Below are 15,809 nucleotides of genomic sequence, written 5' to 3' on the forward strand. Positions count from 1 at the left end.
GGCAGACAATCGCTTCCAGAGCTGTCTGCCGGAGAGGTGAGCGCGTGAGTGAGCTGTTGGGTGTCGCGGTCCTGGGTGCGGGCCACATGGGGGCCGACCATGTACGGCGGATCGATCGGGTGGTGAACGGCGCCCGGGTCGCGGCGGTGGCCGATCCCGACACCGGGCGCGCCAAGGACGCCGTCGCCGGCATCGACGGTGCCTCGGTGCACACCGAGGTGGCGGCGGCCCTCGACACGCCCGGCGTACAGGCGGTGTTGATCGCCTCCCCCGGGCCCGCGCACGAGGAGGCGCTGCTCGCGGCCTTCGACCGCGGTCTTCCGGTGTTGTGCGAGAAGCCGATGGTGCCGGAGTCGGCCGGGGCACTGCGGGTGGTGGAGGCGGAGGCGCGGCTCGGCCGGAGGCTGGTGCAGGTCGGGTTCATGCGCCGGTACGACGCCGAGTACCAGCGCCTGAAGTCCCTGCTGGACAGTCGGCGCCTGGGGCGTCCGCTGATGCTGCACTGCACGCACCGCAATGTGTCCTCCCCGCCCGGCTTCACCTCGGCGATGCTGGTCAACAGCTCGGTCTCGCACGAGATCGACGTGGCGCGCTGGCTGCTCGACCAGGAACTCACCGCCGTGACCGTGCTGCGCCCACGGCCGTCCGCGGATGCCCCCGAGGGTCTTCTCGACCCCCAGTTCGTGGTGTTCGAGACGGCCGAAGGCGCTCTCGTCGACGTCGAGGTCTTCGTCAACTCCGGCTTCGGCTACCAGGTGCGCTGCGAGGCGGTCTGCGAGTCCGGGAGCGCGCGGATCGGGGACGAGCACACCATGGTGGTGACGGCTGCGGGCGGCGCCCGCGAGGAGGTGGCACAGGACTACCTCGTACGGTTCGCCGACGCCTACGACCGCGAGGTGCAGGCCTGGGTGGACGCCACCCGGCAGGGGAAGGTGACCGGGCCGAGCGCGTGGGACGGGTACGCGGCTTCGGCCGTCGCCGAGGCAGGGGTCCGGGCGCTGGAGGGCGGCGGCCGGGTGACCGTCGAACTCGCCCCGCGCCCGGACCTCTACGTGTGATCAGCCGCTGACGCTCGCCGCCCCCGTCTCGATGTGCCCGGTGAACCGGCGCGACCAGCTCGCGTCGGAGTCGACGGTGATCGTGAAGTCGTACCAGCCGTTCTGGTACGCGACGGCGTTGAAGAAGTCCTCGGCCGAACCGCCCGCGGCGACGGTGTACGTCCACGGCCCGTCGTCGCGGTAGTGGTTCGAAGTGATCGTGAACTTCACCAGGGCGGCCGAGGAGTTGGTCATCTTGAAGTAGAGGGCGGTTTTGCCGGTGCCGGGTTCGGTGGCGTAACGGCTGCTCACCTCGGCCGACTTGCCCGCCAAAGTCGCGTCGCCCTTGAAGCGGCGCAGGAAGCGGTTGGGGCCGGCCATGGTGAAGTCGTACTTGCCGTTGCCGTACCCCGAGCCGATGTTGAAGGAGTCGGAGGCGGTGGCGCCGGCGTCGACGGTGTACTGCCCGGGCGTGGTGTCGCGGTAGGCGTTCGGGTGGATCGACAGGTGCGCGGCCCTGCTAGCCGGGGTGCCCTGGTTGGCCATCGTGAACCAGGCGACTATCTTGCCGCTCGCCCCGAACTCCAGGTGGTCCAGGAAGCCGTTCGGCTGGTAGGGCAGGGCGCGGGCGGGCCGGGTGCCGGGCTCCTGGGCGGGCAGGGCGTTGGTGGTCGGCACCGGGTTGGGCAGGGGGCCGCAGGTGGCGATCCCGAGCACGCTCGTGGCGGGCAGCGGGACCGTCCCGTAGGCCGGGTTGGAGAAGTCGAAGACTCCGGTGAGGTCGCCGGTGACCTTGCGGCGCCAGGCACTGATGTTGGGGCAGGCGGCGGGCTTGCCGAGCGCCGTCGTCCACGTCTCCAGGAAGCGCAGGACCGAGGTGTGGTCGAAGACCTCCGAGGAGACCCAGCCGCCACGCGTCCAGGGCGAGATGACGAGCATCGGGACACGGAAGCCGAGACCGTACGGGACGCCGTTGAGGAACTCCCCCGCCGTGTTCGCGGGCGGGGCCGGGGGCGGCACGTGGTCGAAGAAGCCGTCGTTCTCGTCGTAGTTGAGGAACAGGACGGTGGAGTCGAAGACGTCCGGATCGGCCGCGAGGGCCTTGTACACCAGGTCGACGAAGTGGGCGCCGTCGCCGGGCGGGGCGTATGGGTGCTCGGAGAAGGCCTGGTTGGCGACCACCCAGGAGACCTGGGGCAGGGTGCCCGCGAGGACGTCGGCCCTGATGGCGGCGGCTATGTCGTCGGGGGTGGAGCCAGTGGCCTTCGGCACGGAGGCCATGCCGCGGTCGTACAGCGGGTCGCCCGCCTTCGCGGAGGCGAACTTCTTGAAGTAGGCGCAGCCGTTGTCGCCGTAGTTGTCCTGCGCGTTCTGGTAGACCTTCCAGGTCACGCCGGCCGTCTGGAGCGCCTCGGCGTAGTTCTGCCAGGTCAGTCCGGACTCGTCGCCGCCGTCGTAGCTGGAGCCGTCGACCTTGCCGCTCCACAGGTAGGTGCGGTTGGGGCCGGTCGCACTGAGCGCGGAGCAGAAGTAGGCGTCGCAGATCGTGTAGTTGTCGGCGAGCGCGTAGTGGAAGGGGATGTCGGAGCGGTCGAGATAGCCGAGCGAGCGGACGTTGCCGACACCGGAGACCCAGTTGTCGAGGCGTCCCTTGTTCCAGGCGGAGTGCTGCGAGGACCAGGAGTGCGGGAGGTCGCCGTTGCACTGTGCGAGGGTCTCGCCGTCCTTGCCGCCCGCGGCGGGCGTGGAGCTGAGCTTCCACGGGTACTGCCGTCCGCCGCCGTTCGGCTGGTTGAAGACGGAGTACCCACCGGACAGGGTGATGCCGCTGCGGTCGTCGAAGCCGCGGACGCCCTTGAGGCGGCCGAAGTAGTGGTCGAAGCTGCGGTTCTCCTGCATGAGGACGACGACGTGCCGTACGTCCGAGATGGTGCCGGTCGTCGCGCCGACGGCCGCCGCCGGGCGCGAGCCGACGCCCAGCGCGGCGCCCGCCGCCACGGATGCGCCGAGTCCCACGAAGCCTCTTCGGCTGATCGGTGTCATTCGCCCGCCTCCTCCTCACCGGAGTGCCCCTGCGGCACACCGCGCGACAGCGTGCACGCGGCAATCGCCAAGGGTCATACCGATGCGGTGAGGGACGAATGAACAGCGGCCGAACGCCGCCGCCTTTCGTCCGTTCACTGCGAACGTGGGCCCCTCGTTCCCCGACATGGGCACGCCACGTACATATGACCGTCGAACAAAGAAATGAAGGAGAGTCCCGGCCACCCCTGGACCCCCTCAAGTCACGTACGCTTTCTACGACTTGGGCGCGCGACCCGCGTACCGAATCGATGCCGGTCGACCCGTCCGTCTGGACTGAGGCATATGCCAGAAGCACCACCGGATCGTGTGTTGCCAAATCCCTTACAGGGCGTCGCGGGCTGTGCAACAGTCGTAACGGTCCTTCCGCCCAGCCTTGGTCGTACCGTCCCCCATCGGAGTGCGTCATGCCGTCCCATCTCTCTGCGGACCGCCCAGCCGCCCAGCCGCCCCCACGCGGCTCGGTCGACGCGCTCATTTCGCAGACGCGACGGTTGCGCGGCGAGGTGGACGCCGTACGGCGGGACGCCCCCTTCGACGGCACGGACCCCCAAGGACGCTGGCAGCGCGCGCTGTGCGATCTGGCGGTGCACCAACTCGACGATCTGGACGAGCACTTGGCACAGTTGCGGGACGGACCCCCGCCGGTGCCCGCGGAGCCGGCCGGCGCGCCCGCCGCACCGGCCGTGTCGGCCGCGCCCCGGCGCGGCTCGCTGCTCAGCCGGGTGGGCAGCGCCGAGTGGAACCTGCTCACGGACGAGGCCAGTTGGTCCGGAGAGCTCTACGACATCCTGGGCCGCGACCCCGCCGCTCCCCCGCTCACCCTCGACGAACTGCCGTCGCTGATGCTCGACGAGGACCGGCCGATGCTGACGGCGATGGTCACCGACTGCCTCATCGACGCGAAGCCCATCGACGGCGAGTTCCGCATCGTGCGCCCCGACGGCGGGGTACGGACCGTGCACATGATGGGCGAGCCCGTGCTCGACACCGACGGCAGCACCGCCGCGATGTGGGCCGTGCTGCGCGACGTCAGCGAACTGCGCCGCAGCCAGCGGACGGTGAGCGAGAGCCGTGAGTCGCTTCAGCTGCACCGGCACCACGCGCAGAGCGAGCGCCGGCTCGCGGTCCAGCTGCAGGAGGCCGTACTGCCGCCCTGGCGCGGCTCCCTGCGGTTCCCACAGCGCGGCCCCGAGGCCCTGGACCTCGCCGCCCGCCATCTGCCCTCCTCGAACAACGCGCTGATCGGCGGCAACTGGTACGACGCGATGGAACTGCCCGACGGAGCGACGCTGTTGAGCGTCGGTGACCTCACCGGGCAGGGCGTCACCGTCGCCTCGGGCATGGCGATGCTGCTCGGTGCCCTGCGCGGCATGGCCGTCGCGGGCACCCGGCCCGGGCAACTCATGTCCTGGCTCAACCAGTTGCTGGACGCCTCGGTGCAGCCGTCCCTCGGCAGCGCCGTCTGCTGCCGCTACCGGCCCGAGACCCGTACGCTCACCTGGGCGCAGGCAGGACACCCCGCCCCGCTGCTGTTCCGCAACGGGACGGGGCGCATGCTGGCCGCGCCGGAGGGCGTGCTGCTCGGGGCGACCTCTGGGGCCGTCTACGGGCAGGCCGAAGAGACCCTCGAAGACGGCGACCTGCTGCTTCTGCACACCGACGGACTGGTCCCCGGGCACTATGGAGCGGAGGCCGTCCAGAGGCTGCTCGACCTGGCCCCGCGCTTTCGCGGAGCCCGCACGGCCCAGGACTGTGTACGGACGGTTGTCGAGGAATTCGGCGAGAGTGAGCGCGAGGACGACGCCTGCGTGCTCATCGCCAGGATCGGCTCATAGACCTCGCCGAGATCGACTCACAGACCCGACCTGGCACGACCCGACCCGGAACCCTTTCCGCACACAGGCAAGGAGTGTTCATGCCTGTGTGGTGGTGCCCCCGCGCTTCGGCCTGAGCGAGCTCTTGGGGAGGGCGAGTTGGATCTCCTCACGCAGTTCGTGGATCTTCGGAAAGCCGGAGTACTCGGCGGTGAGCCGGTACATCTCCCGCAGTCGGTCCCAGGTGCGGTGGGAGGAGTTCGCTCCCATCGACACCAGGGCCAGCCGGGCATAGCGGTCCGCCTGCTCGGGGTCGTCCGCGATGAAGCACGCCGAGGCCAGCGACAGCCAGTCGAAGATCTGTGACCGCTGCCGCCCGTTCTCCCGCAGATGCAACGCTGCCTTCGCGTGGCGCTGCGCCGTGGTCGCCGCGGCCGGATCGTGCTCCGCGAGCGTCCGGTAGGCCAGGGCCTGCATGCCGTGCATGTCCGCCTCGTCGAACATCTGCATCCAGCTCGGCGGTGGCACATCACCCTTGTCGGAGACGAAGAGGTCCTCCGCCTCTCCCAGGGTGCGCCGCATGGCCTGGCCCTTGCCCATCGACGCCTGAGCCCAGGCCTCGATCGTGCAGAGCATGGCGCGGGTGCGCGGCAACATCTCGGAACCCGAGCCCGACTTGGCGAGCTTCATCAGGTCCAGGGCGTCGTCGGGCCGGCCCAGGTGCACCATCTGACGGGCGGCGCGGGAGAGCGCCTCCCCGGCGCGCGGCCGGTCGCCGCCTTCTCTGGCCGCGTGCGCGGCGATGACGAAGTACTTCTGGGCCGTGGGCTCCAGGCCGACGTCGTGCGACATCCAGCCCGCGAGGACGGCGAGATTGGCGGCGACGCCCCACAGGCGGCGCTGCAGATGGTCAGGGTGTCGGTAGGAGAGCATGCCTCCCACTTCGTTGAGCTGGCCCACCACGGCCTTGCGTTGCAACCCGCCGCCGCGGGCCGCGTCCCAGGCCCGGAACACCTCGACCGAGCGCTCCAGTTCCTCGATCTCCTGCGACCCGATGGGGGCGGCCTCGTAACGGTCGAACCCAGCGGGGTCGGCGTGCAGGGGATTGTCGACTACAGGGGCGTCGGCCACGAGGGCCGGATCGGTGTGGAGCCAGTCGTGCATGGCACTGCTGAGTGCGGATCCCGCGGCGAGCGCGGCACCCGCGCCCACCAAGCCGCGTCGGTTGAGCATGAGGTCCATTCCCGTGAATTCGGTGAGGACCGCAGCGGTTCGCTCGGGCGCCCACGGCACACCGTCGGGATGTTCCACATTCCCGCCGCCCGGCCGTTTCCCCACACGCCCGTGCCGCACCAGACCGAGGTCCTCAATGGTCACGACACGGCCGAGACGCTCGGTGAAAAGAGCCGCCAGCACTCGCGGAACCGGATCGCGCGGGATCTCTCCCATGTCGATCCAACGCCGCACCCGTGAGGTGTCGGTCGCCAGCTGGGGGTGACCCATGGCCGCCGCCTGCTTGTTGACCAGCCTCGCGAGTTCGCCCTTGGACCAGCCGGCCAGGCCGAACAGATCCGACAGACGAGTGTTGGGTTGTCCGTTCACGTCAAGCCCCCAGGTTCTCGGCTGAGTTGACAGTAACCCTCTGTCAGTTGCTGAGCGACTATTCGCCAGGGTTCGCCAGGGTGCGCCAGATGGTCTGCCACTGGGCATCCGGTGTCAGGTAGGAAAGCGCCACCCCGACCCGGTTGCCGAGGGACATTCCCCCAGGGTGTACCAGGGCGGCCGGGGCGGGTAGCGCGGCAACTTGCAGGCACACGAAGGGATCTGTTTCGCCCATGTACACAGCATCGTCCTCCGTGTCCGCTCCGCCCCGGTCGCTTCACCCCCGCCCGGCGGCGGCGGGCAGCGGCCCCTACCTCGACCCCGCTCGACCGGCGGCCCCCGTGCTCGGCGCCGGCAGGACGCGGCGCGTTCCGGGGCTCGGCACCCAACCGCTCAGCGGGAGACTCGACTTGTCCGGCCCCCAGGGCGCGCAGCTGCGCACGGCGATCGCGTCGGTGCACCGGATCTGTCCGGAGTTCGCTCCGGTCCAGGTACTGCGCCGCAGCGGGCGCTCCGTGCTCCTCGTCGGCACGACGGGGCGCAGCACGGCAGTCGCCAAGTGTTTACTGGACCACTCCCCGATCTGGTCGGAGCGGATCAGGCACGAAATAGCGGCATACCGGTCGTTCGTGCGGCATCGGCCGCCGGTCCGGGTGCCCCGGCTGATCGCGGCGGACCCGGACAACTGCACCCTCGTGATCGAGCGGATGCCGGGACGGGTGGCCGCGCTGCAGCGGCACCCGGCGGAGGCGCCGCCCCGCGCGGACATCCGGGCGGCACTGGGTGCGATCTGTCGGCTGAACGCGTGGCGGCCGCCGGCGGGGACGTTCGACGCCCCGCTGGACTACGCGGAGCGGATCTCCCGTTTCCATGAGCTGGGTCTGCTCACGGACCGGGACATGGGCGATCTGCAGAAGCTGGTGCACGGCATCGCGCACTCGGCGGGCCAGCAGGGCATGGGCCAGTTCTGTCACGGGGACGCGTTGCTGTCGAACATCCTGCTCTCACCGGCCGGTCCCGTACTGGTGGACTGGGAGCACGCGGGCTGGTACCTGCCGGGCTACGACCTGGCGACGCTGTGGGCGGTCCTCGGTGACGCTCCCGTGGCGCGCCGTCAGATCAGTCAGCTCGCGCAGTCCGCCGGTCCCGCGGCGCGTGACGCCTTCCTGGTGAACCTGATGCTCGTACTGACCCGGGAGATCCGTACGTACGAGACGGCCGTGCAGCGTTCGATGCACGACTCGACCCCGGCGGCACCGGGACCGGCCCATCCGGGTGCTGCGCCGTCCGGCGAGGAACAGCGGCTGCTGCTGCGGCGGCTGCACGACGACTGCCAGATGGCCCGTCGGGCCGTTCGAGCGGCGGTCGGCACTCGTTGACGGGGACGAAGGCCCGCGGTGCGCCTGAACGGCGGCGCGCCGCGGGCCTTCGTCGTGCGGGACCTGCCGTGCGGCACCGATGTACGGCGAGCGGCTCTTCCCCCGTCGGTATCTCTCCCCCGGGCATCTTCACCCGTTCGCGCCAGGGGTCCACTCCACTGACGCCTTGCAGGCCGTCCCGCTGCCGCCACGAAAACCCGTTCGTCCCGTCTTGACAAGGGAAATCGCCTGTTCCTGGGCAAGATTGACGGATCGTCGGAGAGCCGATACCACTGACCCACGATCGGCCCCGCACGCCCCACCGCGCTCGACCGTCCCAGGAGGCTGCATTGCGAGGATCTCTCATCGACCCCGAGGCCACTGCCGGGCACAGACGCGCGCGCCGCACCGCGGGCGCCGTCGCCTCGGCGGCGCTGTTGTTGCCGCTGCTCGGCGCGGCCCCGTCGAGCAGCAACGCGCAGGCGTCCTCCGCGGAGCTCCAGCAGGCCTTCGCCGACGCTGCCACCGAGTACCACGTGCCGCTGAGCGTCCTGCTCGGCGTCTCCTACCTCCAGTCCCGCTGGGACGCGCACGAGGGCGCGTCGAGCGTCAGCGGCGGCTACGGCCCCATGCACCTCACCGACGCGCGGACGGCGATCGCGAAGGCCCCGCACCACAGCGAGGGCACGGAGGACGCCCGTGGCGACAGCTCGCGCCCGCCCCTGCTGCCCACCACCCAGGTGCCACAGGACTCCCAACTCCCCGACCGGCTGAAGACGTTGCCGAAGGCGGCCCGGCTCACCGGCCTGCCCGAGGAGCGGCTGCGTATCGACGCCGCCGCGAACGTGGCGGGCGGGGCCGCGCTCCTCGCCGCCGAGCAGAAGGACCTCGGCGAGCCGCTGAGTGACGACGCGGCCGACTGGTACGGCGCGGTGGCACGCTTCTCCGGCGCGGACGACACCGCGACCGCGGCGACCTACGCCAATGACGTCTACGAGGTGATCCGCCAGGGCGAGGAGCGCACCACGGACGCCGGTCAGCAGGTCGTGCTCACCGCCCGGCCCGGACTGAGCCCCGACACCGCGCAGCTGCGGCGGGCCGGGCTGCGTACCGTCTCCGCCGCGAACACCGAGTGCCCCACGTCCGTGTCCTGCGAGTGGATCCCAGCTCCGTACACCGAGTTCGGCGGCAGTGACTACGGGAACCACGACCTCGGTGACCGGCCCGCGTCGCAGAGCATCAAGTACATCGTCATCCATGACACGGAGGGCACCTGGGACGGCTCTCTGAAGCTGGTCCAGGACCCGGCCTACGTGTCGTGGAACTACACCCTGCGCTCGACCGACGGTCACATCGCCCAGCATGTGAAGGCGAAGGACGTGGCCTGGCACGCGGGGAACTGGTACATCAACGCCAAGTCGATCGGCCTGGAACACGAGGGATTCCTCGCCTCGCCGGACGCCTGGTACACGGAGGCGATGTACCGCGCCTCGGCGCGGCTGGTGAACTACCTCGCCGACAAGTACCGCGTTCCGCTGGACCGCCAGCACATCCTGGGCCACGAGAACGTGCCCGGTCCGACCACGTCGACCATCCCCGGCATGCACACGGACCCGGGCCCGTACTGGGACTGGCAGCACTACTTCACCCTGCTCGGCCACCCCTTCAAGCCTGCGACGAAGACGAGCGGCGGTCTGGTCACCGTGCTGCCGGACTTCGCGCAGAACCAACCCCGGTACACGGGCTGTGTCACCAGCGGCGAGACCTGCGCGGCGCACGGTTCCAGCGAGGTGCGGCTCTACTCCCGGGCGGACGAGACCTCGCCCCTGATCAAGGACATCGGGCTGCGTCCCAACGGCAACGACTCGACGATCGACGTGAACGACGTGGGTTCCCGGGTCTCCACCGGACAGCGGTACGCGGTCGCGGACCGTGCCGGCGACTGGACGGCGATCTGGTACCTGGGCCAGAAGGCCTGGTTCAAGAACCCGCAGAGTCGGCCGACGGCCGTGAACGCCTCGGGTCAGGTCGTGACCCCCAAGGCCGGCGTCACGGCGATCCCCGTGTACGGGCGTGCCTACCCGGAGGCGGCGGCGTACCCCGCGGGCGTGCCCGTCCAGGCCGTCTCGCCGCTGCCGTACAAGATCCCGGCAGGCCAGAAGTACGCGGTCGGCGACAAGGTGCCGGGCGAGTACTTCTACGCGCCGACGTTCGACACGGCCCCGCACAAGGTCGTGATCGGCAAGGACATGTACTACGAGATCCAGTTCGGCCACCGGGTGGCGTTCGTGCGGGCGGCGGACGTGAACCTGACGCGCTCGCACGCATAGGAGCCGGGCAGCGGGGGCCGGGGCCGCGGACAGCGTCCCGGCCCCGGCTGCCGTACCGTCGTCACTCCGACCAGTCGAGCTGGTGTTCTGGCACCCCGAAGGTCCAGCCCACCGCCCGCGCCTCGGCCCGGGCCGCGCGGTCGCCCCGCGCATAACGCAGAACGCGCCCCGGGAACACCACGAACGTCTCGTCGGCGGACCGCAGATCCGCGTACCAGCCGGGCTGGTCCAAGGCCCCCGAAATCGCCTCCGCGACCTCCGCCGCGCGTGCCGCCGCCACGCTGAACTCGATGACCGTCCAGACGTCCGGCTGCCCCGCCCCGACGTTCTGCGGACGGAACCGATAGATCTCCCGGGCCTCTATCCGCAGGTCCTTCAGATGGGTGCCGACCTTCAGGCTTTCCACGATGAGTGAACCGTCGGTCATGGGGACTCCTATCGGTGGCGGGCGTACTGCCCGGAGACGGGCGCCGGGCCCATCTCCGCTACACCCAGTCCCGGCGAGCGGCCTGCCAGGCCAGTTGCATACGGGTGGCCGCCCCGGCGAACGTCATCAGTTGCTGGATATGACGTTGGACCGTACGCCTGCTCAGGCCCAGTTGCGAAGCGATCGCCTTGTCCGTGACGCCTGCGACGAGCAGGGAGAGCAGCCGCCGGTCCGTGGTGGAGAGGGAGTCGGCGTCGGATGTCCCGTCAGTGCCGCTGACCGTTCCGGTGTCGTCGACGTGCAGGGGGACGGCGTCGTCCCAGTAGCGTTCGAAGAGTGCGATGAGCGCGGCGAGGAGGCTGCTGTCGCGCACCAGGGCCGCGGTGGGTTCCTCGGGGCTGCCTTGCGGACCACCGGGTACGAGGGGGCAGATGGCGATGGCACGGTCGGACACGGCGAGCCGCAGGGGCAGATGGGGTACCGCGCGGGCGACTTCACCCGCCCGTACGCCCTCGATAACGTTGTCCACGGCTCCCTCGTCGTCGAAGAACGCCTTCTCGTAGAGGACCCGATAGCGCACCCCGCGGGCCAGGGCGTCGAACTCCGCCTCGTTGCTGCCCGATGGCATGGCGACGTACTGGGCCTTGCAGAACCACAGCATCTCGTCCTGGGTGTCCGCCTGGATGCGGCGGAGGTGCTGGCGCAGCGCGTCCGCCCCGGTGATCACCTCGATGAGTTCGCCTGCGTCGCGCCGGCGCATGGTGTTCCGGTAGGTCGCCAGGAGGGCGGTGGCCGTGGCGCGGGCCTGGTCGAGGGCGTCGGCGTTGCGTTTGAGCCGGGGCATGAGGGCCACATCGGGTGGTGTGGCCCGGTAGAGCCGTGGTGATCCGTCGGTGTGACTGGCCAGTCCCCTGGCCGTGAGCGCCTCGAGGATCTGTGCGGCGTCCGCGGTGGTGGCACCCGAGCGGATCGCGAATTCGCCCGCCGAGGCGTTGCTCATCGTCACCAGGATCCGGTAGGCGGACTCCTCGGCATCGGTGACCCCGGCGGCTTCCAGTGTCACGGCGCTCTCCTTGGTCCCACCCCGTCCAACGGTTGCACACCGTACTGCATCCGTGTGGACGGGCGGCGGGTGCACGGCCGCGTCGCTCCGCCGTGCACCCGCCTTGCGCGCTGTGCTCGCTGTGCGCAGCGGTGTCTACCCCCGTTGCAGGTAGGCGCGTTGCACCGTCTGTCGGACACTGTTGCCGAGCCGGTCCCGCGCCGTGACCCGCAGGGTCACGTACGCGTCGCCGTGGCCGGAGGGCCTGGTGACGGTGGCCCGGAAGGCGTTGTGCCCGCGGCCGCGGACCGCCGCACCGCCCCAGTGCCTGCCGTCGTCGTAGGACACCTCCACGCGCAGGGACACTCCGCGCGGGGCGGGCTGCCCGTCCTGGGCGCGGACGGCCAGGCCGATGGTGTGCGTCCGCCCGGCTCCCACCGCGTTGTGCGCGTCGACCGGTACGTCGTAGTCGAGTTGCAGCAGGGACAGCGGTGTCGCCATGGCCGTGGTCGCGGAGCGGAAGGACCAGGAGGTGTCCGTACGGGCGGCGAACGCCCACTCGTCGTCCACGCGCGAGGTCGTCAGGTCCAGCCGGTAGTCGGCTGCGCCCGGGGAGACCTCGAAATCGGTCCAGGCGCTGTCGGCGTCGGCGACCTTCACCCCGTCGCGGTAGAGCGCCGCGGCTGCCGTGTCACCGCCCGGCGCGTCGGCCGCCGTGGCGAGTCCGCCCACCCCGCCGCCGTCACCGGCGAGCAGCCGTGACCAGTGACCCGCCGTGGAGTCGGTGAACTCCGGGATACGCAGGGCCAGTACGTCTCCGGTCCGTACCGAGGGCGTCGTGGTGCCCCGGGGGATCGAGGGGCGCACCACTGCCCCCTGCCAGCGCTCGTCGAGGTGCTCGCCGGGCCGGTAGATGCGGGGCGCGTCGTTCATGCCCACGGCCAGCGGCATGTCGACGTCGAACGTGGTCGTGTGATGCACCCGGTGGAGCCAGGTCGTGCCGTTCGCGCTGACGTACTCGGTGCGTACGAAGCCCGTCGGCACATAGCGGGTGTACTGCAGCCAGGCGGTGTCCTGGTAGGGGCGCCGGGCGAACCGCTGTTCACTGGCCCAGGGCGCTCCTCCGTTGTCGGCGTAGGTGGTCCGCAGCACCGCGCTGTTGCGCTCGGACACCGTGTACACGACCTGCCGGGGTATCTGTTGGGACGACGTCTGCATGACGTCGTAGAGGTACGGGCTCTTCGCCGTTCCGGTGAACCTGACGGTGGTGGTCGGGTGCTTCTTCAGCCGGTCGAGCAGGGCGGCGCCCACCGCCGTGCCGACGCGGACGGTCGGCACGGCGGTGCGTTCGCCGTCGGGGCTCCAGCGCGTCCAGGCGATGTCGGCGAAGTGGGTCATCAGCAGTCCGCGTACGCCCGCAGCGGCCGCCTTCCGGGTCAACTCCCGCTCGTCCGTGCCCTCTTCGTTGCGGACGATCGCGAGTTTGCCGCGGGCCCGGCTGAAGTCGGGCTCGGCGAAGGTGCCCGCGTCCACGGCGGTCAAGGTGGTGCCGCCGGCGTCGAACAGCGGCGAACTCGGCATGTAGTACGGATTGAGGGCGAGGTCGCTGCCCGACACCTTCGCCTCGAGCAGCGGGGCGACCAGCTGCCAGCGCGAGGCGAACTCGAAGGTTCCGTCGGTGACGGCGGCGGTGGGGCTGACGTAGAGCCGCTTGGCCACGTCGAAGTACATCGTGCCCTGGAGCAGGCTGTGTCCGTCGATCTGCCGGTAGGTCTGGTAGTCGAGGATGCCGCGCTGTTCGGCGGGCCGCGGCGTGCGGATGTCGACCTTGGTGGTCTTGCGCGCGTCCAGGGTGACGGCCGTGTCCTTGGTGACCTTCACCTCCGGCAGGACGACGTGGCGCAGTTCCTGTCCGTCGTCGGCCGTGTCCAGGCTGGAGTAGTCGAGTTGATAGGTGCCTTCCTCGACTTCGGCGACAGCGGGCTCGGTGCTGACGTAGTCGACGAATCCGTCCGTGCCCCAGATGGTGGGCAGTGCCGGGACGCGGTTCCCGTCGTGGTCGTAGGTGGTGACGGTGAGCTTGTGGGTGGGGCCGTGCACCACGACGCTCACCGTGGTGTGGACCTTGACCGCGCCGTCGGTCGTGGTGGCGGTGACATAGCCGTAGTAGTCGCCCCGGCCGGCCCGGGAGGGGTCCACCGTCAGCGGCACGTCCACGGTGGCACCGGCGGCGATCCGCACCGCGTCGGAGCCGAGTCGCAGCGCACCGGTCGTGAGTTCCCGGCCACCGGTGGTGGCGAGGCGGGCGGCGAGCGCGAGGGTGACGTCCTTGTCCGAGGTGTTGGTGTAGCGGACGGTGGCCGTGCGCGGGGCGCCGTTGTCGCCGCCGGTCCCGTAGGGTCCCAGGGCCACACTCCCGGTGGCGGTGACCGGTCCGAGCGCCGCCGCGGCCACGTCGACGCGGCCGCCGCCCTCCTCGGTCGCCTGCTGTCCCCCGACGGTGTGCGCCGTGCTGATGAGCGCGTCCTTGAGCCGCTGTCCGCTCCAGGTCGGATGCGCCTGGGCGAGCAGGGCGGCGGCACCCGCCACATGCGGAGTGGCCATCGACGTACCGGAAGCGGCCACGTAGTACTGGTCCACCGGTTCGCCCATGGTGGTGCCCGCCGCGCGGGCCGCGACGATGCCCACGCCCGGCGCGGTGACATCGGGCTTGACCGCGCGGTCGCCGTGGCGTGGACCGCGGCTGGAGAACGGGGCGAGTGAGTCGTCGCGGTCCACCGCGCCCACGGTCAGTGCGGCGTCCGCGGCGCCGGGCGAGCCGATGGTTCCCGCGCCCTGCTCTCCGCTGTTGCCGGCCGCCACCACGAACAGGGCGCCACTGGTGCTGCTGAGTTCGTCGAGGGCGAGGCTCATCGGGTCGGTGCCGTCGCTGACTTCGTCCGAGCCCAGGCTCATGTTGACGACCTTGGCGCCCTCGGCGGCGGCCCACTCCATGCCGTCGATGACCTGCGACTCGGTTCCGTAGCCGTCGTCCCCGAGAACCTTGCCGATCAGCAGGTCGGCGCCCGGTGCCACCCCCTTGCGGGTGCCGCCGGACGCGGCGCCGGTCCCGCCGACCGTGGAGGCGACGTGGGTGCCATGGCCGAAGACGTCACCGGTCCCGGAGCTGCCCGAGAAGTCCTTCGCCTGGCTGATGCGTCCGGCCAGGTCCGGGTGGGTCCGGTCGACACCCGTGTCGAGTACCGCGACCTTGACGGACGTGCCGTCGTACCCGGCCTTCCAGACCGCCGGGGCGTTGATCTGTCCGGTGCTGCGGTCGAGGGTGGCGTCCACCCGGCCGTCCAGCCAGATCCTGGGCGTGGCGGCCACGCCCGCGGCGCTCACCCTGTCCGGGGCGGGGGCGAGTTGCTTCCAGAACCGGTCCAGGTCGTCGTCGGAGATCCGGACCGCCTGCGCGTCGATGCTGTCCAGCGTGCGGGCGGGCGCGTCGTCCTCGGTCAGCGTGGTGAGCCTGCGCACCGCGGAGGCCGGGACACCGTCCGGCCGGCCGATGATCAGGGGGAGCGTGTCGGTGTGCGCCGCGTCGTACTTCTGTTTGATGAGTGCGCTGACGTTGAAGAGCTGCCGGTCCAGGCGCCCGGCGGAGACCAGGTCCTGGGCGTCGGAGGGCAGAACCGTCAGGTCACCGTCCTGTTCCACGGTCCGGAACAGGATGCCGCGCCTGCCGCTGCCGGGCTCGACGGCGGCGATCCGCTTGCCGTCACCGTCCGTCGTGACGGTCACCCGGTCGCCGGTGATCAGCCGCACGGTGACGGTGCCGCCGGCCGAGCCTCCCGCCGAGACAGCCGTGGCTGCCGTTGCCGTCGTGGCTGGCGCTGCCGTCGTGGTCGTCCCGGCCGTACTGGACACTCCAGCCGCGCCGGCCGCCGATGGCACGCCGCCGGCGGTCAGCGCCAGGCCGGCGGATATCACCGCCGCGAGGCGGATGCGTCTCATCAGATCAGCACCTTTCCGTGCATGGTTGTGCGCGTGAGGAGATCTTCATGCGGGTGCTGCACAGAATCCGCCGCCGCCGGACGCGATGTCACCGTTTCCCGGTGGCGCGGATGGGACA

The 15,809-nt window shown here is 70.8% G+C and carries 9 protein-coding genes; 4 read left to right on the top strand and 5 right to left on the bottom strand.

The annotated features are described in order from the left end of the window. Nucleotides 1-44: 44 nt before the first annotated feature. Nucleotides 45-1,058 (top strand): Gfo/Idh/MocA family protein, encoded by a 1,014-nt coding sequence (locus OG798_RS08325; RefSeq protein WP_328756716.1) that lies wholly within the window; start codon nt 45-47, stop codon nt 1,056-1,058. Here OG798_RS08325 and OG798_RS08330 read toward each other — a convergent pair whose 3' ends face one another. Beyond that, nucleotides 1,059-3,080: a phosphocholine-specific phospholipase C gene (locus OG798_RS08330; protein WP_121417271.1), complete on the bottom strand. Its 2,022-nt coding sequence runs from the start codon at nt 3,078-3,080 to the stop codon at nt 1,059-1,061. It lies immediately after the preceding gene. 446 nt (nt 3,081-3,526) lie between these two features. Here OG798_RS08330 and OG798_RS08335 point away from each other — a divergent pair, with 446 nt between their 5' ends. Further along, the gene (locus OG798_RS08335; protein WP_095856421.1) at nt 3,527-4,957 is read left to right on the top strand and encodes a PP2C family protein-serine/threonine phosphatase; all 1,431 of its coding nucleotides are present in this window, start codon (nt 3,527-3,529) and stop codon (nt 4,955-4,957) included. Between the two features lie 78 nt (nt 4,958-5,035). Here OG798_RS08335 and OG798_RS08340 read toward each other — a convergent pair whose 3' ends face one another. After that, a complete protein-coding gene (locus tag OG798_RS08340; RefSeq protein ID WP_095856420.1) occupies nt 5,036-6,538 on the bottom strand; it encodes a DNA-binding protein NsdB in 1,503 nt (500 codons plus the stop codon). Between the two features lie 233 nt (nt 6,539-6,771). On the opposite strand from OG798_RS08340, the gene OG798_RS08345 reads away from it, so the two are divergent. Then, on the top strand, nt 6,772-7,917 hold the full coding sequence (locus OG798_RS08345; protein ID WP_328756717.1) for an aminoglycoside phosphotransferase family protein: 1,146 nt from the start codon (nt 6,772-6,774) through the stop codon (nt 7,915-7,917). A 329-nt stretch (nt 7,918-8,246) separates the two neighbouring features. Further along, nucleotides 8,247-10,226, top strand: coding sequence for an N-acetylmuramoyl-L-alanine amidase (locus OG798_RS08350; RefSeq protein ID WP_267060796.1), 1,980 nt, complete (start codon nt 8,247-8,249; stop codon nt 10,224-10,226). 61 nt (nt 10,227-10,287) lie between these two features. Here the strand turns inward: OG798_RS08350 and OG798_RS08355 are convergent, their stop codons facing one another. The 3 genes from OG798_RS08355 to OG798_RS08365 all read right to left on the bottom strand — a co-directional run bounded on the left by OG798_RS08355 (nt 10,288) and on the right by OG798_RS08365 (nt 15,691). Then, nucleotides 10,288-10,653, bottom strand: coding sequence for a hypothetical protein (locus tag OG798_RS08355; RefSeq protein WP_067377714.1), 366 nt, complete (start codon nt 10,651-10,653; stop codon nt 10,288-10,290). Between the two features lie 58 nt (nt 10,654-10,711). Beyond that, a complete protein-coding gene (locus OG798_RS08360; protein WP_121417268.1) occupies nt 10,712-11,716 on the bottom strand; it encodes a helix-turn-helix domain-containing protein in 1,005 nt (334 codons plus the stop codon). Nucleotides 11,717-11,851: 135 nt separating this feature from the next. Continuing rightward, nucleotides 11,852-15,691, bottom strand: a complete 3,840-nt coding sequence (locus OG798_RS08365) for a S8 family serine peptidase (RefSeq protein WP_328756718.1) — start codon at nt 15,689-15,691, stop codon at nt 11,852-11,854. Nucleotides 15,692-15,809: the final 118 nt, after the last annotated feature.

This window comes from Streptomyces sp. NBC_00271 (assembly GCF_036178845.1).
Classification (GTDB): Bacteria; Actinomycetota; Actinomycetes; order Streptomycetales; family Streptomycetaceae; genus Streptomyces.